The sequence below is a fragment of the Mycolicibacterium frederiksbergense genome (assembly GCF_012223425.1).
Taxonomy (GTDB): domain Bacteria; phylum Actinomycetota; class Actinomycetes; order Mycobacteriales; family Mycobacteriaceae; genus Mycobacterium; species Mycobacterium frederiksbergense.
Genome location: NZ_CP038798.1, coordinates 36,622 through 59,472 on the forward strand (window position 1 = coordinate 36,622; position 22,851 = coordinate 59,472).

The window sequence follows — 22,851 nt, forward strand, 5'->3', positions numbered from 1 at the left end:
GATTCACCTGGCGCCTCGTGGCGCACAGTTCCCCCGCGAAGAAAGTCGTCGCCGCCTTCAGGATCATGACATCCTCACGCAGCTGCCGGTTCTCGGCCTTGAGCTTCTTGATCTCAGCAGATTCCTCCGAGGTGACACCGTGGCGGAGGCCACCGTCGATCTGCGCCTGCACCGCCCACCGACGGACCGTCTCCTTACCCACTCCGAGCTGCTTGGCGATGGCCGCGGACGCCGCAGTCAGCGACGGATACTCCCCGCCATGAGTCTCCAACAACCGCAGCGCCCGCTCACGGACCTCCGGCTCGATCTTCTTCGGCATGATCGTCATCCTTCCTAACTCAGAAGGAAACGGCACAAAACCTGGGGTGATTCACCAAGACGACCGCGGCATTTCTCGTTCAGTGCGTGGCGGCGTTTGGGGTCAGCTTCGTCGCGACCGTGGTGGGCATCGTGTTCCTCCCATTGGATCCCTGGCAACGATTGTTTCTCGCCGTCAGCGTGTTGTTCTTGGTCTCGAGCACCTTTGGCTTGGCCAAGGTGGTCCGTGACCAACAAGAGGCGTCGACCGTTCGAGTTCGTGTCGACGCGGCGCGGGTGGAAAAGATGCTGACCGAACACAATCCACTGACGTCGGTGGTCTGACAGCTGCACCCGCGCCGACCAGGAATAGAAAGGGGGCGGTGACCACCACCATGGCCCACGACGAGGACACCACCGCACAGGTACCCCAAGAGCGCACCGTGGCGCCACCTCAGCCCGATGCTGAACGGACCCAACGCATTACCCGGGAGACACAGCCACCTCCGCCGCCGGCCCCTCGAACCTCACCGTCGGTCCGCCAGCCACCATGGGGTGCTGCTCAGCAGCCCCCGACCGTCTCACCCGGCGGCCCACCCCCACAAACCCCCGCAGCCCCCGGCCCACCCCCGCAGTGGGTCGGACCCGGCCGGTGGGACACCGCCCCGGCCCCAGGACCACCTCCGCCCTACGGCGCCACGCCGCCGCCACCGCCGTGGTATGGGCCACCGCCCCAACAGCATTGGGGACCCCACCCGCCGCTCGGACGTCCTGGGCCTCCGCATCCGCCGCGGCCCGCGCGCAATTCCAACCGGAAAATACTCATCGTGATGGGTGCGGTCGTCCTCGCCGTCGTCGCGTTGATACGCATCACCGGCTCCGACACCGTGAGCGATGCCGACCGTGCATCCAACGCCAAGCCTGCGACCTCGGCTGGCGACTTCGATTCTGTCTGCACGGACGGCTCGGTGAGCAACGCCGCCGCCTACAGCGAGCCGTACAAGGTCATCGCGTTCCAACAGGGCTTCTCGGCCTTGTCCTTCGAAGCCGACCACATTTCGTGGAGTCAAGTCACCCTGGATCGCCGACCCGGCATATACGACACCGACGACCCGGTAACCGCGATCACCGTCGTGGCATGCGTGACCCGCCAGAAGGGCAGCGAAGTCAGGTCCGGGTCGTGTGACTTCGACTCCAGCGGGCGCAAGGTCACTGCTGAGCACTACGCCGTCAAGTGGGACGTCGAGCTGCGCGAGGCCAAGACCGGCAAGTCCATTACCACCCTCGAACCGGTCGACGGCCCGGCCACGGACTGCCCGCTCTTTGCCACCTTCGACCCCGATCACCCCAAGGTCTACGCCGACCCCGACACCTTCGCACTGACCGAGGAACTGCGCACGTTCCCCGGCAAATAGCACCCCACGGCGCCGTAACAATGGCTTCACGACGCAGGCGGTCCGGGCGGGTGGCTGTGGCATCGTGGGAATACCGTCCGGTGATCAAAGAGTCTGCCGGGTTCACTTCCCTGCCTCCCGTGGAGCTTTCGGCTCCTGGCGGCCCGTCAGCGTGGCGACGGCGCTCACTTTCGCGACGACGAGCTCCGCTTGGCGATCACTCGGACGGCCAGGCCATATGCTGTTCACGCCATACTGCGTGCACTGTGCGCTACCGGCCGACGGCAAACGAACGCGAGACGAGTGACCGAGATGAGTGAACAGCAGGCCCGCCTCCGACGGGTTGGCGCGGTGCCTGTGCGGGTCGACGATGGGCTGACCGACGCGGGTGGGCGGGAGTTCGCGGTTGCCGCAGCTCACAGCAGTTTTCATGCCAATGGCCTGGCCGACATCCGCAGGGCGTCGCGGCTCACCCAGCAGCAGGTGGCGGAGGTGCTGGGTACTGACCAGGGCACGGTGTCCAAAATCGAGCATCGTGAGGACCTTCTGCTCTCCACCTTGCGGGAGTACCTGACCGCCACGGGCGCGGTCCGGCCGAAGATCGTCGCAGAGAAGGACGGCGTGGAGATTTCGTTGGAGCTGGACGTGTTTGGTCCATCGTCGGCACAGGGGCGGGGTCGGTGACATGACCCGTGAAAGGCCGGAAGCCAATCAGCGAGGAGTCGGGGGTGTGATGCGGACGGCAGCGGTACTGGTCGCGACGGTCGTGTTGGCGGGATGCTCGTCGTCGCCGATATCAGGAAAGGCGGTCAAGGCCAGCGACGGGGACGCCGCCGTGGTGGCCTTGATGGACACCGGCGCCTACACGGTGACCCCAAGCCATCCTTTCGGCGCCGTGGGCGACAACGTGTCCAGCCAGAATCTCATGGAAGCCCACCGCATCGCGGAGTTCACCGTGGGCCCCTGGGAGGTCGACGACGCGCTACGCGCGATGCCCGGTGGATTCGACGCTGGTCTGAACTCTCCGCTGAGTTCGGTGAAGATGATCCGCGACAACGGAGTCATGCCCAATCCGTGGCCCGACATCGCCGAAGCTCACGGATTCCGGTCCGGCTTCGCCTCGGCGCGCGTCACCTCGACCGGGCCAGAGCGTTCATTGCAGAACGTCGTGTTGGAGTTTCCCGACGCCGCGGCTGCCGCCGCGGCAACTGCGGAGATGGTGGCTCAGGCGCCACCGCGGCTCGACGTCGCGCCGGGACCTCCTGCGCCGCTGCAAGATACCCCCGAGAGCCTCGCGGTGAGCTATGCCTTGCCCGACGACGTCACCCGGGTGGACAGTTTCACCGCGCACGGACCCTACGTGCTCTACCAATCGGCGGTCAGCCCACGGCTGTCGACCGGCGCAAACGCCGCCCTACTCGCAGGCAGTGCGCTGAATACGCAGAAGAAGAGGATCGACGAGTTCACTCCGACCGCGCCCGCGGATCTGCCGAAGCTTCCCCTCGATCCCACCGGGCGGCTGCTGTCGCTCACCCTGTCCGGGCCCGACAATGCAGCCCCCGTCATGGCCGGGGTGTGGGCACCCCAAGGATGGCTGAACTTCGAATTCGACCCCGTCACCGCAGCCGCGCTGTTCAAGACCGCTGGAGTCGACGCCGTCACCCAACGGCTGACCACGGTCTACCAGGCCGGAAACGCCGACGGCGCGGCGCGCATCGCCCAGGAGTTCATCAAGCAGATGGGCACCCTGGTGGACGTCTCCCCAGTCGACGGTGTTCCCGGGCTCCCGTCTGCGAAGTGTTTCCAACGCAACAAAGGTTCCCTTCCGGCGACCGCGGCGATGACCTGGCAGCGCATCCTGTGGCATGTCAGGTGCGTCGCCACGGTGGACCGTTACGTCTACACCGCGTTCTCCGCCGACGTCGCCGACGTGCGTCAGCAGATGGCCGCGCAGTACCGCATTCTGGCCGGCGAGTGAAGGCCGACAGATGGTTCTGAATGCTGGTGAGGTGGTGGCGGGGTACACCATTGAGGTGGTCCTGGGGGCCGGTGGCATGGGCACCGTGTATCGGGCTCGGCATCCAACGTTGCCGCGCAGTGACGCGCTGAAAGTCCTTTCGCCGCAGCTGTCTCAAGATGCTCACTTCCGGGCACGGTTCGAGCGGGAAGCCGAATTGGCGGCCACCCTCGACCATCCGAACATCGTGACCGTCTACAACCGCGGCGAAACCGACGGGCAGCTGTGGATCGCCATGCAGTACGTCGCCGGCAGCGACGCGGACAAGGAATTGGCGGCGGCGCGGATGACGCCGCAGCGTGCGGTTCACGTGGTCGCCGAAGTGGCCAAGGCATTGGATTACGCCCACCGCCGTCACCTTCTGCACCGCGACGTCAAGCCAGCCAACTTCCTGCTGGCGCCTGACGACGAACGAGTGTTCTTGGCCGACTTCGGTATCGCCCGGGCCCTCGACGAGGTGGTGGGTCTGACCCAGACCGGAATGGTCATGGCCAGCGTGGCCTACGCAGCCCCGGAATCGTTGACCGGTGAGCCGACTGATCACCGTTCCGACATCTACTCACTGGGGTGCTCGCTCTACCGAATGCTCACTGGCCGTGCGCCGTACGCCCGGTCGGGGGGTATGGCCGCCGCAGCCGCGGCGCACCTCACCGAGCCCCCACCCCGCGTCACCGACATAGATGCGAGCTTGCCGGCGGCCCTGGACGCGGTGATCGCGACGGCGATGGCCAAGGAGCCCAACCAGCGGTATCAGACCGCGACGGACTTGGCCCGTGCGGCGGTTCGCGCGCTGGACGAGTCCACCGAGACGGTGCGGCAGACCCCACGGACGCCGATGGCCCCGTCGTGGTCTGGGGAGCACAGCCCCGGCCGGTCACAGCAGGGGCCGTCGTGGTCTGGAGAGCACAGTCCCGGCCGGTCGCAGCCGTCGTCGGCACACACTCCGCCTCCCTTCCCGCCGTACGCGCAGCCGTATGGCGGTGCGCGGCCCCCCTGGGTCACGGAGGCGGCGCGAGCGATCACTCCCCCGCCCCCTCGGCGGCGTCGCGTGCTGCCCATCGCGATCGTGGCGGTGGTGACGGTGTTGGTCGCGGCCGGTATCGGCGGCTACGTCGCGTTCAGTGGGGACGATGCAGCACCGTCTTATCAGGCGCAGACGTTGGTCCACCAGCATGGGCAGGCGCAGCTTTCCGCCGCGCCCAGCGCCGTGGTTGCCGCGGGTTCCGGTGACGGCGACGCGGTGCTGTCGTTGGGTGTGCAACCGGTCGCCATCGTCTCCCCCGGAGGGGCCCTGCCCAGCTGGGAGAAGCAGAAGGTCACCGGGGACGTGCAGGTCCTTGCCGAGGCCGATCCGGCGGCGATCGGCGCCACCAAACCCGACCTGATCATCGACACCGGCGAGATCGACGACGCCGCCTACAACGCTCTGGCCGCCGTGGCGCAGACCGTCACCCGCCCGCCAAATGCCAGCGGGTGGACGTGGCAGGCGCAGCTGGAGTGGATTGGCCGCATCCTCGGCCGCAGTGACCAAGCCAAGAGTCTCCTCGACGGCGCCGCCGCCAAGCAGGCCGACATCCGTGCGGCCCACCCCGCGTTCGACGGCAAGAGCGTTCAGGTGGTCCTCGTCGCCGACGACGGCGTCAGTGTCGCTGTCGCGCAGTCAGATTCGGCCCGGTACCTCCAGGGGCTGGGGTTTCGCTATCCGTCTGATCTGGGGGCCGCCGGAGCTGGCGGACTGACGCGGCCAGTCCCGGACCCGGCGCAGCTCAACGCCACACCCACCGACGTGCGTCTGGTGGTGCGCACCGATCAGGGCGCGGGCGGAGGCAGCTACAACGGTCTGCCGCAGCCATTTTCGTCGTACAAGGGCATCACCGTGATCATCGACGATCCCGCCACCGTGGCGGCCCTGAACGTCCCCGGCTATGCGGCGACCGACTACCTCAACACCGCACTGGTCAACCAGTTGGCGCGCCAGATTCGGTGACGGTCACTTGATCTTCGCGGCGATGTCGGACGCGAAGTCGTAAGCGGCGCTGTTCACGTTCGGCGCGCAAGCACGCGTGTCGACGACGACGTTGCCGCGAACGGTGAGAGCCCGTTCGCACCGTTGGTTCGCAGTCTTGGAGTTCGTCGAGGTGAACTCCAGGGTCATCACGTCGCCGGACATCGCGGGCACGCCAAGGTCGATCTCATCGATCTTCGCGTCCTGCTTGTCGTCGTAGGTGATGTGGCTGGACTTGCACGCCGACCAGTCCGCGGAGCGCTGGTCGAAGAACGCCTTGGCGGCGCCCGGGTCGGGGAACGCGACTACCCCCTGAACCGCCTTCACCGCTGGCTCCAGCGCCACTCCTTGCAGCGCAACTCCGGTGAAGCCCGACCCGTTGAGGGCGTCGGCGGCGACGGGGACGAACGTCGTGACACAGTTCGCGGGGGTGACGCCGCCGGGAATCGGGTTGCTCAGCACCGCGGTCGGGACCATGCCGGGGGTGTTGAGCCGTTGACTGATTTGGTCGGGTGAGAGCAGCAGTCCGGGCAGGGCGTCGGCGGCCACGGTCGGCGCAGGCGGAGCGGGTGCCGGTGGCGGCGCAGCCGGTGGTGAGGGTTTTGGCTGCATGGTCGTGACGGGGGCGGCGGGCACCTGCGCGGCAGTAGTCGACGTGGGGCTGGCCGTGGTGGCATCGGTATCGCCGCGGTTCACTATGAAGGCGACTCCGCCCAAGGCGGCAACCAGCACGACGGCCCCGCCCACGGCCCACCACCTCCGGTCATTCATCATCGCCGATGCGCGACTCGGCTTGGGGGAAGCGTCGGCGGGTAACCCGGGTACGGCGGGGGCTGTACCCCCGGCGGAAGCGCCGTACGGCGGACCAGCCATCCCGGCCGGGGGCTGATTCTGAGCCGGGTACGCCGCCGGGGTCTGTGGCCACCCCGAGGATCCCGCCGGTGGATGCTGCACTGGTGGGCGGGTGAACTGCGGCGCCTCTTGGGTGCTCTGCTCGTGCACGTCCCACCCACCTGCAGGCGGTTGTGGTGCCGCCGGTGGTTGCTGCGGTGGGCGGGTGAACCGACCGAACTCCTGAGTGGCTTCCTCCTCGCCGGACGGGCCGGGCGACGGGGCTGGCGCTGACGGGGAGGCCTGCCGCTCGGCAGGCGAAGCGCCGCTCACCGGCCAATCGGTCGTCTCGCCGCTGTCGTGTCCGCTGGTCGGATCATTCGGGCGCAACACTTCCCCCTCATTTGGCACCGGTGACGCCCCGCTGGGCGTGCCGCGCGTCGACTTACTGCGGCGTGGATTCAGTCTCGCACGCCGTCTGCAGGGTCACATGCACCAAAATTCGTTTGCGGAGGCTCGTCGGAATCCTGCGTGCCCACGCCCGACCCGGGCGTGACCTACCCCGGCGGAATGTGCCCGCTTCTCCCTCGCCACGGGCCTCTAAGCCTCGATCCACCGGTGAGCTGTCGGTGTGAAGTCGATTTCGATTGTGTGCGTTGGGCCCGGGGTGTGCCGTGAGGTGGGTGTGTGTGATGGCCCGATCTCGGTATCGGCTTGTTCCTGTGGGTCTTTCGTCTCGTGCGGGCGGTTGGGGTTGCTCTGTTAGGCCAGCAGTGGCCGGTTTCGGCCAAACAGACTGTGGAACAGGGTGTTCCACGCGGTTTCCCAGGGCCAGTTGCGTGGCAGGTGCAGGGTCAGGCGTCGGGCCGAGGAGGCGATGCGTGCCGGCACGCTGATCAGGGTGCGGCGGATGGTGCCGGTGCGGGCTTTGGCCAGCGCTGGTCCGGTCAGGGTGGCCGCGGCGCGGGTGAGGTTGAACGCCATCGCTGCGCACACCAGCCAGGCGGCGTTGGCGCCGAATCGCCCCGAGGGCAGATGGGCCAGAGCAGAGTCTTTGAGGTCGGCGTGGACCTGCTCGATGAGCGCGTGGCCGCGGTGGGTCTTGTCGGCGGTGACGGTATCGAGGTCGGTGGTGGTGAAGAAGGCATGGAAGCGCCAGGTGTCGAACAGGGTGGTCTGCCCCTCGCCGCTGGCGGGGTTGAGGTCGGGGATGCGCCGCACCACCAGCCTGCCGGGGATCTGCTCGCTGGTTTTGCGGGAGCTGAACGCGGTGAAGTCGATCTCGGCGACCTCGGCGCGCGAGATCCAGCGCTGGGTGTTCTCGTCGTAGATCGCGTCGGTGTACTGGATCGAGATCCAGGCGTCCTCGGGTATGGCGGCGATGGCGGCTTTGACTTTTGGGTCCAGGCGCACGGTGATCGACACGTCGGCACCACCGCGCAGAGCAGCCGCCACGGTTGGGTAGCCGTAGAACGCCGAGTCGGCTCGCAGCAGCGGCCGGGTGGCTGCCGCCGAAGAGCGCAGTCGTGTCACGGTGGCCAGCGTGTCGCCGACGATGCGGGCAGCTCCACGTGCTGATCCGCAGGCGCCTTTGCGTAGGCGTTGGCCGCAGATGATCGGTGCACCATGCTCAGTGGTGAGCGTGGCGATCAGCGCATTTAACCCACGGACCCCGGAGTATCCGTAACCAGATCCCTGTTTGGTGTAGCCGTGCACTTCGATGATGGTGTCATCGAGATCAACACACACCGGACCGTCAACACCGGCCAGCACCGGAGTGCGTTCGTGCAGACCGGCCAGCAACCGCGCCGCCACGGCGTCGAGTTGGCGGACATGACCGAAGCTGAATTCGCGCAGGAACGATCCCAGCGTCGACGGGGCGTACGGGCGGTCGAACACGGTGCCCATCGCGCCGTGGCGCAGCAAGGCCATGTCATCGATGCTGTCAGCACCAGCTACCATGCCCGCGACCAGCGACAAGACTTTCGCCCCGGCGTTGGCGCCCTTGTCGGTCGGCACCGTGATGTGCTCATCAGCCAGGCTGCTCAACCCGCACTGATGAGCCAGAGCGGCCATCGGGACCAGCCCGGCACACGACACCAGATTGGGGTCATCAAAGCGGGCTGACGCCACAGGACGAGTGTGAGATAGTTGCATCTACGAGATGCCCTTCGTTCTGACCGAATGTGATCCTAGACAAATCCCATTCTTTCACCGCGACAGGGCATTTCGTTTTTACAACCCGCCCCAACTCCTATTCGATCGGTGGATCAAGGCTAAGATCAGGTCGCTGACCCGTTCGGGTGCCTCTGCAGGGGCCAGGTGCCCCACTTCGTCGAGCACCACCAGTCGGCCGTCCTTAACCCGGGATATCAAGTCCCGCAGACCCTCCGGAGGAGTAGCGACATCCTGTGCTCCCGCGACGGCGAGCAGGGGTGTGGTGATCTCACCGAGTCTGCCGGTCACGTCGAAGTCGGCGAGTGCCTCGCAGGCCGCGGCGTAGGATTCGGCATCGGTACGGCGCAGTGCGTCCAAGAGTGCTGTGGCCACCTCGGGTTGGCGGTCGACGAAACCGGGGGCAAACCACCGCGCCAGCGCGGTGCCGACCACCGGATCGGTACCACCTGCCCGTACCGTGGCGGCACGTGATCGCCAGTCCGCTGGCGTCCCGATTGCCGAGCCGGTGCACAGCAGTGCCGCCGAGAGCAGCCGCTCGGGAGCGTCCAGCAAGAGCTGCAGGCCTACTGCGCCGCCGAGGGAGTCGCCGGCGTAGTGGAACCGCTGTCGGCCGGCGTGGCGATCGGCAACCGCGAGCACCGCGGCGGCCAGCTCGGGCATCGAGAACCCCGCGGCCGGGGCGCTGTAGCCATGCCCGGGTAGATCCCAGCCGACGACGCGAAGGCGGCTGGTCAGGCGCTGGGCTGCTGAGGCCCAGAGCGTGACCGAGGAGGTCCCCAGTGACGGGCCCACGAGCAGCAGCTCCCCGTGTCGGGGGCCACCAAAGTCCGTGGTGGCAATCTGTGGGACGGTCATACGGCTCCATCGAGGTGGCGGTGTGCCCGCTGTAGCGCGGCCTGGACGAGGTGCTCGGACGCACCGGTGTAATCGGGACCGGCAGGGCGGCCGGTCAGAGTTGCCATGGTGCGCTGCTCGCCGAGCAGGTCGCCCGCGGTGTCCAAATTCGCTGCGGCCCGCTCGGTGTCGATGCCCAGTCCGGCCAGTAGCTCGCCGGTGTGGGACGCGGCGACGACGGTGCGTCGGGTCAGGGTGCGCAAGGCCGACCATTCGGCGTGCCAGCCGCCGTCGGCGCGCTCGTCGACACTGGCTGCCGATGCGGAATGGAGGATGGCGGCCAGATGGGGCGCCGTGATCGCAGTGCGGCGGATGAGAACCGACAGCACCGGATTGTCCTTGTGCGGCATCGTGGACGATCCCCCGCCGTTCCCCTCGGCGAATTCGCCGATCTCGCGCCGACTGCCGGTCGCGGTGTCGGCTGCGATGTGTCCCCAGGCGTCACAGCAGGTGACAAGGGCGTCCCCGGTTCTGGTGACGATCGAGCGTGTGCTGTGCCACGGCGTCGCGGGCGTCAGTCCCAGCCTCCGGGCGAATGTCTCGCTTAGCGCTACCGCCCGATCGGGCGAGCCGGTGAGTTCTGTACTTGCGGCCAGTGTTCCGGCCGCGCCGCCGACCTGCACCGGTAGGACGGGCACGGCGGCGAGGACGTCGGCAGCGTCGAGGACCCCGGTCAGCCAGCTGGCGGTTTTGGCTCCCACTGTGCTCGGCAGGGCGGGCTGGGTGAGGGTGCGGGCCAACATCGGGGTGAGCCGGTACCGGGCGGTGAGCTCGGTCAGCACCCCGATCTGCCGGTCGAGTTCAGTGCGGATGTGCGCGAGTGCGTCGCGCAGGCAGAGGATCAGTGCAGTGTCCAGCACGTCCTGGCTCGTCAGGCCCCGGTGCAACCACTGCGCGACAGGATCGCCGGTGCGCGTCCGCAACAGCTTCACCAGGCCGGTGACCGGGTTTCCGCTGTCCTCGGCGCCTGCGGCCAGCGGTTCCACGTCGGCGCTACCGATGAACCCCGACAAGTCGGTCTCTGCTTCCATTGGGGCTACCTGCGCTTCGACGAGCGCAGCCAGCCACGTGGTTTCCACCGAAACCATCGCTCGCAGGAATGCTGCCCCGGAGAAGAGGTCTCCGGCGCGGTGATCACCCGGCCAGAAGGGGTCGGTCAACGCCCTGGTCCGGAGTACTGCAAGAACACTGTCTCCTCGGCTTCGTGGTCGCCCTGCAGCCTGATGTCGAAACGAAAGCCGTGCTCATCAGGGATCGCGATCAGCGTTTGGCGGCGGGCTGCAGGCAGTGCGGCCAGTAACTTGTCCCTGCCGAGCTGGCAGCCGGGTAGGTATGCGCGGGTGAACAGCCGGTTCAGCAGGCCGCGCGCGAATACCGTCACAGCGAAGAACGGTACCGAACCCGGTCCGATGGCACCGGGCGTCACCGTGGTGAAACTGTAGTGCCCACCGGGGTCTGTGCTGGCCCGCCCCCACCCGGTGAAGGTCCAGCCGTCGCGGCCGAGCGATCCCGGCGCCTTCTGCAGGACGCCCTCGGCGTCCGCCTGCGAGATCTCCAGCAGTGCGTCGGGTACCGGCGCGCCCTCGCCGTCGGTGACCCGCCCGTGTAACTGGATCGCACCTGGGTACCCGGGTGGCACGAGTTCGTGGGCTTCCCCGACCTGGAGCGCGAAGCCGAAGAATGGGCCGACGGTCTGACCCGGGGTCGCGGTCAACACGGTGCTCATCGAGTCTCCATCGGAGTGCTGGTGCTACCGGTCAGGACTATGTCCCACCGGTAGCCTGTGGACCACTCGTGGGAGGTGACGCCGTGGTCGTAGGCGGCCACGAGGCGGTCACGCGCCTTCTGGTCGGTGATCGACTGATAAATGGGGTCCAGCCCGAACAACGGGTCGCCCAGGAAGTACATCTGGGTGACCATCCGCTGGGTGAATTCGTTGCCGAACAACGAGAAATGGATGTGCGCGGGCCGCCACGCATTGTGGTGGTTGCGCCACGGGTAGGGGCCGGGCTTGATGGTGGTGAAGCGGTAGACGCCGTCGTTGTCGGTCAGACACCGGCCGACGCCGGCGAAGTTCGGATCGATAGGGGCTGGATGCTGGTCGCGCTTGTGGACGTAGCGCCCGGCGGCGTTGGCCTGCCAGATCTCGACGAGTTGACGGCGCACCGCGCGGCCTTCTCCGTCCACGATCCGTCCCATCACCACGATCCGTTCGCCGATCGGCGGGGCGTCCCGCTGGATAGTCAGATCTGATTCCAGCGAGTGCACATCGCGATCACCGAAGCAGGGCGCCCATAGTTCGACCCCCTCCGGGTCGGCACGGTAGAGCTCTTGGGTGGGGTGGCGGAGAATGCTGCTGCGATAGGGCGGGTAGTCCAACCGGGGTTGGGTTTCCTCGACCCCGGCACGCTGGTAGCTCTCGGAGATCTCCGAGATCTCGGCGCTGATCTCGGCCTGACTGGCAGATGCGCTGTCCGGGTTCGTGTCGACAGGTGCTGTCATGGTTGGCACGGTAGCCGCCCGCGGCCGTTCGATTGAAGGATAGAATTTCACTCAGCGGAAAAGGTGGGACATTTGTGGCGGGCAACGTCTCGACTCCGGGCGCTACCGTGGCTTCCAGATTGCTGGCGATTCTGGCTGCTTTCGACGAGCGGCACCGGGTGCTGACCCTGACCGATCTGGCCCGGCGGACAGATGTTCCGGTGCCCACGGCGCACCGTCTGGTCGGCGAGCTCGTCGCCGGAAAGGCGCTGCAGCGGCTCGACGACGGTCGCTACGCCATCGGACCGCTGCTGTGGGAGGTCGGTCTGCTCGCCCCGGTATCGGGTCCGCTGCGGCAGCTCGCAGAGCCCTACCTGCACGATGTCTATGCCGCCACCAAGGCGACGGTGCATCTCGCCGTACGCGATGGCGACGAGGTGCTCTTCCTGCACCGGATGCGGGGCCTGGCCTCGTTGCCGATCGTGAGCTCAGTGGGGAGCCGCCTGCCGATGCACGCGACCGGTGTCGGAAAAGTACTCCTGGCCTACGCGCCCGTAGACGTCCAGGCACGCGTGCTCGCCGATCTGACCCGGATCACCCCGCACACCGTCACCCAGCCGCAGGTGCTGTGGTCTCAGCTCGAACGCGTCCGCCGGGACGGCGTGGCGACCACGAGCGAGGAAATGTCGTTGGGGGCGTGCTCGTTGGCCGTACCGGTGAGGCGCTCGTCCGACGGTCAAGTGGTGGCGGCGATCGGCATGGTGCTGCCCTCTCTCAGGCGTGACCGCCAGCGTCTGCAGGGGGCACTGCAGGTGGCCGCCGGAGGCATTGGTCGCAGGCTCTGACCGGCCGCGTTGCGGGGGCCGTTCGGACTAGTATCTCTGTTGTGCAGAAAAGGTGGTCGACATGAGCGACGCATCCGGTCCTGCCGCAGATCCTCCGGTGCCGCAGTATCCGATCGAATCGGTGGACAAGGCGCTCAGACTCGTCCTGTTGCTGACCGATCGGCCGGAGATCCGGCTGAGCGAGGCTGCGCGGTACCTCGGTGTCGCGTCCTCGACAGCACATCGGCTTCTGGCAATGCTGCAGTATCGCGGATTCGTGCGTCAGGACTCGTCGTCGAAGATCTTCCGGGCAGGTCCCGCTCTGATGGGCTTGGCGTTCGCCGTGTTCGGACGCATCGATGTCGAGGACGCCGCCAAGCCGGTGTTGCGCCGCCTCAGTGAGCAGCTCAACGAGGCGGTTCACGTGGGGATGCTCGACGGTGCGAATGTGCGGTTCATCGCTGCCGTCGAAGGTCCTACGGCCGTTCGGGTGGCGTCCCGACTCGGGCGAACGATGCCCGCGCACTGCACCTCGACAGGGAAAGTGCTGCTCGCCGAGCTATCCGAGGCTGAACTCGACAACGTCTATCCGCGTGAGAATCTGGACCGAATCACTGAGCACTCGATACGACGTCGCACTGAACTGGACCTCGAGCTCGCCCGTGTCCGCGAGCGGGGATACGCCGTCAACAGGGAGGAAAGCGAGGAGGGAGTGACGTTGTTGGCGGTCCCGATCTCCACTCCAGCGCCCGGTCTGCGACTGGCCTTGAATGCCGCCGCGCCCGTGCACCGGTTGACGGCGTCGATGTATCCGGAGGTGGTATCCACATTGGCCGATGCTGCGGCAGAGATCGGCCGACGGCTCGTCTGAGTGGACGCTGGGAGTCCGAACTACGAGCCCAGCTGCGCCATCTCGAACTTCCAGGCGGCGTCGGTGTTGAATTTCGCTCCGAGGTCGGGCAGATCATCCCAGTCCGCGTCGTCGATGTCGCGAGGGGTGCCACCCGCGGCCACTATCCGCATCGACATGCGAGCGAGCTGGTCGACGCTGATCGCCTGCAAGACTGCCTGCTGAACCGTCTCTGCGGCACTGACGATTCCGTGACCGCGGCAGATGGCCACGGGGTGATCGCCCATCGCGGCCACCATCTCCCTGGCGAGACGGGCATCGCGGATCAAGACCGCCCGTTCATACACCGGCACCCCCGCTCGCGCCATCCAGGCCCCCGGGATGTCGAATGCGCCGTAGATCGGCCGAATGGTGATGCCGGCGAGGCTCGCCGCGACGACCTCGGGTGGGTGCAGATGTGCCACGGCCTGGTTTTGCGGCTTGGCCCGCAGGCATTCGGAATGGATGGGCAGCTCGTTGGGCACCCGGTAGCCGTCGAGTTCTCCTGCTGCGCCGGCTGATCCGTCGAAGTGGACGAGCCGGATGTCCGAGCTCTCGGTGAAGGCGACCCCGCGGTCACCGTCGCTGCGGCACCGCACCAGCATGAGATCGTCGCCGATGCGCAGGCTGACATGGCCGAGAATTCCGTCGACCAGCCCACGTGCGGCAGCCACCCGACAGGCATCGGCCACCAATTGGCGTTCTTCGTGCAGGTGGCCTGCGAATGGCACGGTCACGCTCCTTTGGCGGCGGGGGACGGCCGCTGTGCGAGTTCCAGCAGGGATTCTCTGACCAACGAGTAGGCGGTGCCGGCCGAGAGGGCCTTGCGGCCGGCGATCAACGCGCGGGGCCAGTTGACCACGACCAGCCCGGTGAGCGTATCGCCGTCGTGGTAGAGCGCCGCAAACCGATTGGAGTCCGTTTCCTCCCCGAGGATTTCGACATGTCGGCCCTCGGTGTGACCAGGGTTTCCGGCGACCCGGATCTTCCAGTCGTACTGGTCGCTCCAGACGTATTCGACAGGGGAGTAGTCCAGTTGATCGTCGGGATGGGTGATGTTGTGGGCAACCAGCGCGGCCTGCTCGATGGCGCTGGTCCAGTGCTCGATTCGGGTCAGCCGGCCGGTTTCCGGGTTGCGCCAGCGCGCGACATCGCCGACCGCGAAGACCCCGGGTGCATCGACGGCTTGGCAGCGTTCGTCACACACCACACCGTTGTCGATCAGAAGACCCGACGACGCCAGCCAGTCGTCGTTGGGGATGGCGCCGATCCCCACCAGGACATAATCGGCGTCCACGGTGCGACCGTCGGTCAGGCCGATGCGGAACTCTCCGCGATGCCCGGTGACCTCGGCGACGCCGGCCCCGAAGATCGTCTGCACGCCGTGGCGTTGGTGCAGCGCCGCGAAGCGTTGGCCGACCTCGGGTCCCAGAACTCGTTCCATCGGGGCCGGAAGGATATCGATCATGGTGACCGCCAGGCCCATGGACCGGGCGGTGGCCGCCGCCTCGGCACCGATGAACCCGCCTCCGATGACGGCCAGTCGCCCGCCGCGTTCGAGGTCGGCACGCAGCCGCTGTGAGTCGCCCAGCGTGCGCAGCAGATGCAGGCCCTCGGGTTGCCCCCATGGCGAGGGCCGGGCCCGCGCCCCGGTGGCGATGACGAGCTGGTCGAATCCGACCCGGTCGCCGCCGTCGAGCTCGACTTCGTTGCGTGACAGGTTGAGGGTGCTGGCACGGCTGGACAAACGGAGGTCGAGGCCGAGCTCGTTGGCGGCCGCCCGGGACAACAGGGTGACGTCTTCGACGCCGGTGGTGCCGGCCAGCAGGGCCTTCGACAGTGGTGGTTTGTCGTAGGGCAGTTCCGCTTCCTCGTCGAGGATGACGATCGTGCCGTCGAAGGCGTTGCGGCGCAGCTCCTCGGCAACGCGAACACCCGCGACAGAGGCGCCGACGATCACCACGGTCGACCTCGTCGTCATTTGTCCAGCCACAGCGCCGACACCGGGCAGGACCGGGCGGCCTCCTCGACGCGTGTCAGGTCGGAGTCCGGCACATCTGTCTTGAGCAGAACCACGATACCGTCGTCGTCGATGTCGAAATAGTCCTCGGCGCCAGCCACGCAGTTCGCGTAGCCCTGGCATGCGCTCGGGTCGGATCGGACTGTCGCCATGGCTGTTCCTCCTTGCAGTATCGCGGGATATGAGATGTGTGTGCGAGTCAGTTGCGTGGTTGCGGTTTCGGCGCGCCCATCCCCGACCCGCCGTCAGGGTGGGTGCTGGTTGCGGTGATGCCCCGGGATCGATCCGAGGCCAGGAAGACGAAGCTCCAGGCGTGGTCCTCACCGGACAACGCAACCTGCAGCGGGGTGCGCGCGGCCAGGTCCTGTGCACGGTTCGGGGTGTCGTTGAGCCGAATGGTGTCCAGGCCGAGGCTGTCGAGCCCGCGTAGATCGGTGTTGAGGGTGCCGCCCGGGGCCACGCCGTTCACTCTGATGTGGGGCGCCAGTTCGTGGGCGAGCGTGGTCACGAGGCCACGGACCGCGAATTTGGAGGCGACGTACAACACCCCACCGCGTCCGGCGTAGTACGAGGAAGCCGACTCGGTCAGCACGATCGAGGATCCATTGCCCGTTCGTAGCGCCGGCAGCGCGGCCTTGACCGAGTGCAGGTGGCTCAGCACGTTCGTCCGGAACATCTCGTCGAACGCCTGGTCGAGGTGGTCGGCGTCGATATCGCCGATGCCCCGGTAGAAGTCGAAGACGCCGACACAGTTGACCAGCGTGTCCAGGCCACCGAACGCCGCCACGGCCGATGCGACGGCACGGTCGTTGGCGTCGCGGGTCGAGGCGTCGCCCTCGGTGACGGGAACCTCGGGCAGTGCCGCACGCAACGCTTCGCACTTGTCGTGGTCGCGTTCGAGCACCGCCACCTGGGCGCCCTCGGAGCGGAACGCGTCGACCACCGCTCGGCCGATACCCGAGCCTGCGCCCACGACGAGGGCCCGCTTGCCGTCGAGCCACCCCGTCATCGATGCGCCTCCGGACCCGGCAGCAGGGGTGCGTTGATGTTGCCCACCATGGCTTCCAGTGTCTGGGGGTTCTGCCACGTGAGTGCTTCCACCTCGAGCGCGTCGAGGCTGATCCACTGTCCCGTCTTCGGTGAGCAGATCAGTAGTCGCGAACCGTTGCGGGTGTCGACGCGGCGCACTTCGACGTCTGAGAACTCGTTGGCGATCCGCAGGGGCTCGCCCACCGTGCGGCTCACCAGCTCGGCGAACCCACCCGCCCGGGCCGCCACGGTGACACCCTCGGTGTGCGCGTCCGTCGGTATCACAGGAACACCGCCAGGTTCTGCATTCGCAAGACGGATTCGTCGATGGAGATCGTGCGACGCGCCAGTTTCCACCCGCCGTCGTTGCGCAGCAGGTCTTCGCGTCCACAGGACACCAGCGCAGACTCGTTGACGTCGCCGCGACTGCGGAAGAGGAGTTCGGCCGACTCCACAACGAGGTGGTCGGCGTCGTCGGTGGCGAAGGTACGGACGTTGGTCACGTAGTGCCGCAACCGTGACGGCGGATCCTCGGTCCATGCATGTTCGGTGCGAAACCGGGCGACCCGGCGGCTCAGCGAGTCTTTGTTCTCGTCGAAGTGAGCCATTCCTGGTGAGGTGTCGAAGCCAGCGCCAAGGGCGGTCGTGACCTTGACCGGCATGATGTAGTGGATGTCCTCGGTCAAGGTGTCCAGCCACTGCTCGTAGTGCTGGGCATCGAGCAGATAGGCCTCGTCGACCAGGAACTGATGCGCCGCGAGGTGACGTTCGTCGTTGAACGGCAGGGGCTTTCCCGCCCGCTGCTGCCGAGGCGCGTTCTCGCCCAGGATCGCTTGTTCCGAATAGGTCGAACCGTGTCCGGCCCGGCTGTACCCGTTGGGGGAGGGTGTGTCGATCGCGGTCATGACTGTGGCACCGCCTGTCGTTCGGGGCCGCTCTGGCCGTTGGTCTGTGTCAGTGGGGTGATCCCACCGGGGTTGTACGCATCGACAGCCTTCACCGCTGCCTCGACCGGAGGGGCCTCGAGATGCTCGGCCCACAGCCGTAGCAGTGCCCGCTGGTTGCGTTCGTTGTATCCGATATAGGAGGTTCCGGGGCCGTGGAATTGCTCATGGGTGAGCAGTTCGCCGACCGTGCTGTCGTCTTCGAGCAGCCCCATCCTGCTATTGAGCAGCAGCCGCCTGGCCATGGCGCCGGATGCGGTGTTGGTCAACGACACCCAGTTCTCGACATCGTCCTGCTCGAACATCCCGGTCGAGCCGAAGCACATCAGATACGCCTTGTAGGAGAGCTTCTTGTATTCCTCGGGTGCGCTGGAATCAACGGCGAACCACGAGTAGACCTCTGTTTCGTTCTCGCTGATCGGCTGCCACATCCGGATCGAGATGAACGGCAGGACGTCCTCGTCGGAGCCGTCGACCTTGGGCCAGTTGTGTACGAAACTCAGGTTCGGAAAACACGACGCGGCCGAGATCATGAACCCGTCCTTGCCGATCAGGTCCTGTTGATCGGCCGACCACACGGACTTAGCCCGCTCGATCATGTCCTGGGTGTAGCCGACGTAGCGCATCCGTTCCTCGAAGTCGCCCGGCGGAAGCTTGTAGGTGGTCCCACCACCCTTGTCGGCCCAGTAGGTGGTGCCGTCCTTGCGCTTCTCGGCCTTCGGCTCCCGGAACAGGCCGATCTCGACGACCGACATGTGCGTCTGCGGGGTGTGGTACATGTCGCCGGCGAAGTTCTCGGCGCCGATCTTCCAATTGGACTTGATCCGCCAGCGCTGCGGGCCGCGGACTTCGAGACCGTTGGGGCTCTGTTTGGTGTAGAAGTCCATGTAGAACTTGAAGTCCCCGAGGTAGTCCTCGAGGGGTTCGGCGTCGGGGTCCATGCTGATGAAGATCAGCCCGTTGTAGCTGGCGAGATTCGGTGCGGGAAGAAGGGCCTGTCCCTTCTTCTTGAAGCCGTCCTCACCGCCGTAGGCCTCTTGGTGGAACGGCAGGCCGAGAATGCGGCCGTCGTTGCGGTAGGACCAGCCGTGGTAGGGGCAGCGGAAGTTCGAGGCGTTGCCCATCTCTGCCCGGCACACCTGCATGCCCCGGTGCAGGCACATGTTGAACATCGCCCGGATTTCACCCTTGGAGTCACGGGCGATGATGAACGAGTCGTCGAGTACCCGCCGGACGACGTAGTCGCCGTCCTGGGGGATCTCCGACTCGTGGGCGACGAACAGCCAGGCCCGGCTGAACAGACGCTCCTTTTCCAGCTCGAAGATCTCTTTGTCGTTGTAGATGTGCGCGGGGATCATCCCGCGACGGACGTCGTCGAAGACGTGAAGGTAATCAGTCACTTGCGGGCCTCCAGCTCCAAGGATTCTGTATAGCAGAGACTGGCTTCTGCTCCAAAGAGGAGCGTAGCACGCCTGGGAGGGGCGGCTCAGTGACGTTGACAGGTTCCCTCATCGTCGACGTCCGATTTTCTTGCGCGACCAGCTCTAACCGTCGAAACATTTCATGTTTATGTTGGTGCGGCGACACCTGTTTGAACGTTGGGTGCATGCTGTCGCCTGCGGCGGGGTCGGCACCCCGACCCTGTGTCTGCAGCTCGCCTGAGGGCTTCTTGACGGCGTCGAGGGACTTGGACAGACCGTCGACTAGCAGTGCGATATCGGTGGAGTGCCGGTGCGAGAAACGGATCAGCTTGTACAGCAGCCCGCCGCTGATCTTCTTCGGCGTTGCCGCGATCGCGAGCGTGATGGCCGTGCCGTCTGGGGTTCCGCGCAGTGACGAGGTGCCCATGCCGGTGTGCGGGCCGACGTGGTGTCGATAGTCGATGCGATGGGGCTCCTGCGCGCCCGTTCGCGCCCACCCTCACCGTGATGCCGGGCCCGGGGCGGAAGATGACCGCATCCGGTGCGCACTCCACGCGGAAGTGCTCTGGCCACCACTCGCCGTAGGTCTGGAATTCGCGCAGCCGCCGGTACACGTCCTCGACAGGGAGGCGGGACCACGAGGCCGTCGCTGACGTGAATCGCCTGCACCGTGATCGCTCCACTTCTCTCGTGACCGGGTTCCTGCCCACCGGCCGCCGGGATCGGATCCCCTGCGCAGGGCGGAAAACTTTCTCAGTAATAAAATTTTGCACTATCGCGCAACTTTCTGCAGACTGTGAGCCGTGACTCAAACGGGTCTGCGTGACCGCAAGAAACTCGCGACGAAGGAGGCGCTCGGCCGGGCGGCACTGGACCTCGCTGCGAAGAACGGTCTGAGCTCGGTCACCACCGACGAAATTGCGAACGCCGCCAATGTGTCGGCGCGCACCTTCTTCAACTACTTCGCCTCCAAAGAGGAGGCGGTGATGTTCGTCGTTGATCGCGCAATGGCCGACGTGATCGCTGCATTCGCCCGGCGCGACCGCACCGAACCGGTGTTGGACTCCCTGGAGTCCACCATGCTCGAGTTCGTCGAAGTCAGTGACGACTTCTTCCGGGTGGTCAGTGTCGTGCGGTTGATGGCTGACCACCCCACTCTCGCGCCCCATCACGTCAGCCTGCAAGACAGCGCGACGACGACCATGCTCGACGAAATCGCCAAACGAACCGGTCACGATCCCCGGGTCGACGTATTCCCTCGTTTGGTCTTCCACGCCGCGCAAGCCGTGAGCTTGGCTGCGATCGAACTCCACGTGATCGGCACCGGTGAGATGCCCGACCGGCAGATCATCGCTGACTCCATGAGGACCGGATACCAGCAATTGCGCGACGGACTCGTTCAGCCGCGCCAGCGGCACAGGACAACGGCGGCCGGAATGGACTGAAGTGCGTGGCCTTTGTCGGCGCCCTTCTCGACCGAGGCCGCCGTCACGAGTTTCTGGATAACCTTCTTCTCGCGAAAGGAGATCTCACAGTGCGTTGTATCTGCCCACGCGGAGGACGCCTGCGCGAATCTCGTAGTGGCCGCATTCCGCGCGGCCCGTCCTGGATCTATCGCACAACAAACAACGTCGTGCTGGACCTCGCCGAGGCCGGGGAGCGATGAAAATCGTTCGACGGGTTTGGATCCCCCTGCTCATGATTGTGGTGGTCGTGGTAGCAGGGTTGGCCGTGCACCGGATTCGCGGCTATTTCGGGTCGGAGGGTACACGGGTGACCCCAGTGAATTTCGCTGATGACCCAGAGCCATTTGACCCCAAGGTCGTCGAGTACGAGGTATTCGGCAACGGAAGCTACGCCGACATCAACTACCTCGATCTGGAAAGTCGGCCGCAGCGAGTGGACGGTGCCCCCCTGCCGTGGTCCCTGAGACTGGAAACCACTGACCCCGCCGCCTTTCCGAACATCATCGCTCAAGGCGACAATGACCGCATTACCTGCCGCATCATCATCGACGGGGAAGTCAAGGACGAGAGGACGTACACCGGCATGGCGGCTCAGACTTTCTGCTTGGTGAAATCGGCATGAGTGCAGCGACAAACGGTACACGGACGGACACGTCTGCTGCGCCCCGCAGGACACCCGCGGAAGACTCGCGGTGTGGATCCGCCGTCTCTCCGTGCCGATCATTCTGGCTTGGCTGTTCATCATCGCCGTCCTGAACACGACCGTGCCGCAGCTGGAAATTGTCGGGCAGCAGCAGTCGGTTTCGATGAGTTCCGAGGATGCACCGTCGATGGTGGCGATGAAGCGCATCGGCACGGTGTTCGATGAATTCAGTTCCGACAGTTCGGCGATGATCGTTCTGGAGGGCGACGATCCGCTCGGACACCGAACACGTCGAGCATGTGCAGGACTTCTGGGGAGACCCGTTGACGGCTACCGGCGCCCAGAGCCCGGACGGTAAAGCCGCCTATGTGCAGGTGTACACCAAGGGAAACCAAGGCGAGGCTCTCGCCAATGAGTCGATCGCTGCGGTGCAGGACATCGTCGCTGGTCTCCCAGCCCCGGACGGGGTGACCGCCTACGTCACCGGGCCGGCGGTGCTGACGGCTGATCAGCAGATCGCCGCAGACCGAAGCCTGCGGCTGATCGAAGCCGTCACGTTCACGATCATCTTCGTGATGCTGTTGCTGGTCTTCCGTTCGATCGTCACGATGCTGTTGGTGATCGCGATGGTCGTCGGATCCTTGTTCGCGGCGCGGGGCGTCGTAGCGTTTCTCGGATTACACGAGATCATCGGGCTCTCGGTGTTCGCGACCAACTTGCTGGTGACCCTGGGTATCGCGGCCGCGACAGACTATGCGATCTTCTTGATCGGCCGCTATCAGGAAGCCCGCGGCTCCGGGCAGAGCCGCGAGTCGGACTACTACACGATGCTCCACGGCACCGCACACGTGGTACTGGGTTCGGGTTTGACGATCGCGGGTGCGACATTCTGTCTGCAGTTCACCCGGCTGCCGTACTTCCAGACGCTCGCCGTTCCACTGGCGATCGGCATGGTCGTGATCGTTCTTGTGGCTCTGACCCTGGGTTCGGCGGTTGTGGTGGTGGCCAGTCGTTTTGGTCTGCTGGAGCCCAAACGCAAACTGCGGGTGCGGACGTGGCGCAAGATCGGGGCCGCGGTGGTGCGATGGCCCGGACCGATCCTCGTGGCCACGATGGCGCTCTCCTTGATCGGTCTGCTTACCTTGCCTGGGTACGAGACCAACTACAACGATCGCAACTACCTGCCCAACGACATCCCGGCAGCCGAGGGGTACGCGGCTGCGGAACGCCATTTCGATCCCGCCCGGCTGAACCCGGAATTGGTGATGGTGGAAAGCGATCAGGACATGCGCAACCCCGCTGACTTCCTCGTGATCGAGAAGATCGCGAAGGCGATATTCAATGTCGATGGTGTCGCCCGAGTCCAGACGATCACGCGCCCACAGGGAACTCCGATCGAGAACACCTCGATACCGTTCCAGATCAGCCAGCAGGGCGTGTCGTCCCAGCTCAACCAGAAGTGAGGTGAGCCCTCTGTAGTGGTCCGGTCGTTGTGGGACTCTGTTGCCCGAGTGTTCG

Annotated in this window: 22 protein-coding genes and 3 pseudogenes; 10 read left to right on the forward strand and 15 right to left on the reverse strand. The window is 66.0% G+C overall.

What is annotated here, in order from left to right:
* Positions 1 to 31: 31 nt before the first annotated feature.
* A pseudogene (locus tag EXE63_RS01945) lies at positions 32 to 319 on the reverse strand (transposase); the annotation flags it as partial.
* A gap of 56 nt (positions 320 to 375) precedes the next feature.
* Here EXE63_RS01945 and EXE63_RS01950 point away from each other — a divergent pair.
* The 5 genes and pseudogenes from EXE63_RS01950 to EXE63_RS01970 form a co-directional block, all read left to right on the forward strand.
* Positions 376 to 642 (forward strand): annotated as a pseudogene (locus tag EXE63_RS01950) (YiaA/YiaB family inner membrane protein); the annotation flags it as partial.
* Positions 643 to 1,127: 485 nt separating this feature from the next.
* On the forward strand, positions 1,128 to 1,712 hold the full coding sequence (locus EXE63_RS01955; protein WP_168140565.1) for a hypothetical protein: 585 nt from the start codon (positions 1,128 to 1,130) through the stop codon (positions 1,710 to 1,712).
* A 291-nt stretch (positions 1,713 to 2,003) separates the two neighbouring features.
* Positions 2,004 to 2,375: a type II toxin-antitoxin system RelB family anti-toxin gene (locus EXE63_RS01960; RefSeq protein WP_168140566.1), complete on the forward strand. Its 372-nt coding sequence runs from the start codon at positions 2,004 to 2,006 to the stop codon at positions 2,373 to 2,375.
* 49 nt (positions 2,376 to 2,424) lie between these two features.
* Positions 2,425 to 3,669, forward strand: coding sequence for a DUF7373 family lipoprotein (locus EXE63_RS01965; RefSeq protein ID WP_168140567.1), 1,245 nt, complete (start codon positions 2,425 to 2,427; stop codon positions 3,667 to 3,669).
* Between the two features lie 10 nt (positions 3,670 to 3,679).
* Complete coding sequence (locus tag EXE63_RS01970) at positions 3,680 to 5,695, forward strand: serine/threonine-protein kinase (protein WP_168140568.1); 2,016 nt, start codon at positions 3,680 to 3,682, stop codon at positions 5,693 to 5,695.
* 3 nt (positions 5,696 to 5,698) lie between these two features.
* Here the strand turns inward: EXE63_RS01970 and EXE63_RS01975 are convergent, their stop codons facing one another.
* The 6 genes from EXE63_RS01975 to pcaH form a co-directional block, all read right to left on the reverse strand.
* Positions 5,699 to 6,460: a sensor domain-containing protein gene (locus EXE63_RS01975; RefSeq protein ID WP_168140569.1), complete on the reverse strand. Its 762-nt coding sequence runs from the start codon at positions 6,458 to 6,460 to the stop codon at positions 5,699 to 5,701.
* Between the two features lie 846 nt (positions 6,461 to 7,306).
* Positions 7,307 to 8,701: an IS1380 family transposase gene (locus EXE63_RS01980; protein ID WP_099961824.1), complete on the reverse strand. Its 1,395-nt coding sequence runs from the start codon at positions 8,699 to 8,701 to the stop codon at positions 7,307 to 7,309.
* 78 nt (positions 8,702 to 8,779) lie between these two features.
* Complete coding sequence (locus EXE63_RS01985) at positions 8,780 to 9,577, reverse strand: alpha/beta fold hydrolase (RefSeq protein WP_168140570.1); 798 nt, start codon at positions 9,575 to 9,577, stop codon at positions 8,780 to 8,782.
* Positions 9,574 to 10,776 carry a 3-carboxy-cis,cis-muconate cycloisomerase gene (gene pcaB, locus EXE63_RS01990; RefSeq protein WP_168140571.1) on the reverse strand — a complete coding sequence of 401 codons (1,203 nt, stop codon included), beginning with the start codon at positions 10,774 to 10,776 and terminating at the stop codon, positions 9,574 to 9,576. The genes EXE63_RS01985 and pcaB overlap by 4 nt, the downstream gene beginning before the upstream one ends.
* Positions 10,773 to 11,342: a protocatechuate 3,4-dioxygenase subunit alpha gene (pcaG, locus tag EXE63_RS01995; protein WP_168140572.1), complete on the reverse strand. Its 570-nt coding sequence runs from the start codon at positions 11,340 to 11,342 to the stop codon at positions 10,773 to 10,775. Before pcaG ends, pcaB begins: the two co-directional genes overlap by 4 nt.
* Complete coding sequence (pcaH, locus tag EXE63_RS02000; protein WP_168140573.1) at positions 11,339 to 12,118, reverse strand: protocatechuate 3,4-dioxygenase subunit beta; 780 nt, start codon at positions 12,116 to 12,118, stop codon at positions 11,339 to 11,341. The genes pcaG and pcaH overlap by 4 nt, the downstream gene beginning before the upstream one ends.
* Positions 12,119 to 12,192: 74 nt before the next feature.
* Between pcaH and EXE63_RS02005 the strand changes: the two genes are divergently transcribed.
* Both EXE63_RS02005 and EXE63_RS02010 read left to right on the forward strand, forming a co-directional pair.
* Positions 12,193 to 12,942 (forward strand): IclR family transcriptional regulator, encoded by a 750-nt coding sequence (locus EXE63_RS02005; RefSeq protein WP_168140574.1) that lies wholly within the window; start codon positions 12,193 to 12,195, stop codon positions 12,940 to 12,942.
* Between the two features lie 61 nt (positions 12,943 to 13,003).
* Entirely contained in the window at positions 13,004 to 13,792 is a 789-nt protein-coding gene (locus EXE63_RS02010; RefSeq protein ID WP_168140575.1) for an IclR family transcriptional regulator, read from the forward strand.
* Positions 13,793 to 13,812: 20 nt separating this feature from the next.
* On the opposite strand, the gene phtC is transcribed toward EXE63_RS02010, so the two are convergent.
* Genes phtC through EXE63_RS02050 form a run of 8 tightly spaced genes read right to left on the reverse strand, consistent with a single transcriptional unit; the run spans position 13,813 to position 19,651 of the window.
* Positions 13,813 to 14,541, reverse strand: coding sequence for a 3,4-dihydroxyphthalate decarboxylase (gene phtC, locus EXE63_RS02015; RefSeq protein WP_168140576.1), 729 nt, complete (start codon positions 14,539 to 14,541; stop codon positions 13,813 to 13,815).
* A gap of 2 nt (positions 14,542 to 14,543) precedes the next feature.
* Positions 14,544 to 15,791 carry an NAD(P)/FAD-dependent oxidoreductase gene (locus tag EXE63_RS02020; protein WP_168140577.1) on the reverse strand — a complete coding sequence of 416 codons (1,248 nt, stop codon included), beginning with the start codon at positions 15,789 to 15,791 and terminating at the stop codon, positions 14,544 to 14,546.
* Positions 15,788 to 15,982, reverse strand: coding sequence for a ferredoxin (locus tag EXE63_RS02025; RefSeq protein WP_168140578.1), 195 nt, complete (start codon positions 15,980 to 15,982; stop codon positions 15,788 to 15,790). Before EXE63_RS02025 ends, EXE63_RS02020 begins: the two co-directional genes overlap by 4 nt.
* 47 nt (positions 15,983 to 16,029) lie before the next feature.
* A complete protein-coding gene (gene hcaB, locus EXE63_RS02030) occupies positions 16,030 to 16,839 on the reverse strand; it encodes a 3-(cis-5,6-dihydroxycyclohexa-1,3-dien-1-yl)propanoate dehydrogenase (RefSeq protein WP_168140579.1) in 810 nt (269 codons plus the stop codon).
* Positions 16,836 to 17,108, reverse strand: a complete 273-nt coding sequence (locus EXE63_RS02035) for a dihydrodiol dehydrogenase (protein WP_234904165.1) — start codon at positions 17,106 to 17,108, stop codon at positions 16,836 to 16,838. Before EXE63_RS02035 ends, hcaB begins: the two co-directional genes overlap by 4 nt.
* Before the next feature lie 32 nt (positions 17,109 to 17,140).
* The gene (locus tag EXE63_RS02040) at positions 17,141 to 17,764 is read right to left on the reverse strand and encodes a 3-phenylpropionate/cinnamic acid dioxygenase subunit beta (protein ID WP_168140580.1); all 624 of its coding nucleotides are present in this window, start codon (positions 17,762 to 17,764) and stop codon (positions 17,141 to 17,143) included.
* Positions 17,761 to 19,161, reverse strand: coding sequence for a Rieske 2Fe-2S domain-containing protein (locus EXE63_RS02045; RefSeq protein ID WP_168140726.1), 1,401 nt, complete (start codon positions 19,159 to 19,161; stop codon positions 17,761 to 17,763). The genes EXE63_RS02040 and EXE63_RS02045 overlap by 4 nt, the downstream gene beginning before the upstream one ends.
* Before the next feature lie 34 nt (positions 19,162 to 19,195).
* Positions 19,196 to 19,651 (reverse strand): hypothetical protein, encoded by a 456-nt coding sequence (locus tag EXE63_RS02050; RefSeq protein WP_168140581.1) that lies wholly within the window; start codon positions 19,649 to 19,651, stop codon positions 19,196 to 19,198.
* 376 nt (positions 19,652 to 20,027) lie between these two features.
* Between EXE63_RS02050 and EXE63_RS02055 the strand changes: the two genes are divergently transcribed.
* From EXE63_RS02055 to EXE63_RS02065, 3 genes and pseudogenes are all read left to right on the forward strand, one after another.
* Positions 20,028 to 20,669, forward strand: a complete 642-nt coding sequence (locus tag EXE63_RS02055) for a TetR/AcrR family transcriptional regulator (protein ID WP_168140582.1) — start codon at positions 20,028 to 20,030, stop codon at positions 20,667 to 20,669.
* Between the two features lie 217 nt (positions 20,670 to 20,886).
* The gene (locus tag EXE63_RS02060; protein ID WP_168140583.1) at positions 20,887 to 21,312 is read left to right on the forward strand and encodes an MmpS family transport accessory protein; all 426 of its coding nucleotides are present in this window, start codon (positions 20,887 to 20,889) and stop codon (positions 21,310 to 21,312) included.
* A pseudogene (locus EXE63_RS02065) lies at positions 21,309 to 22,793 on the forward strand (MMPL family transporter); the annotation flags it as partial. The gene EXE63_RS02060 and the pseudogene EXE63_RS02065, both read left to right, overlap by 4 nt.
* Positions 22,794 to 22,851: the final 58 nt, after the last annotated feature.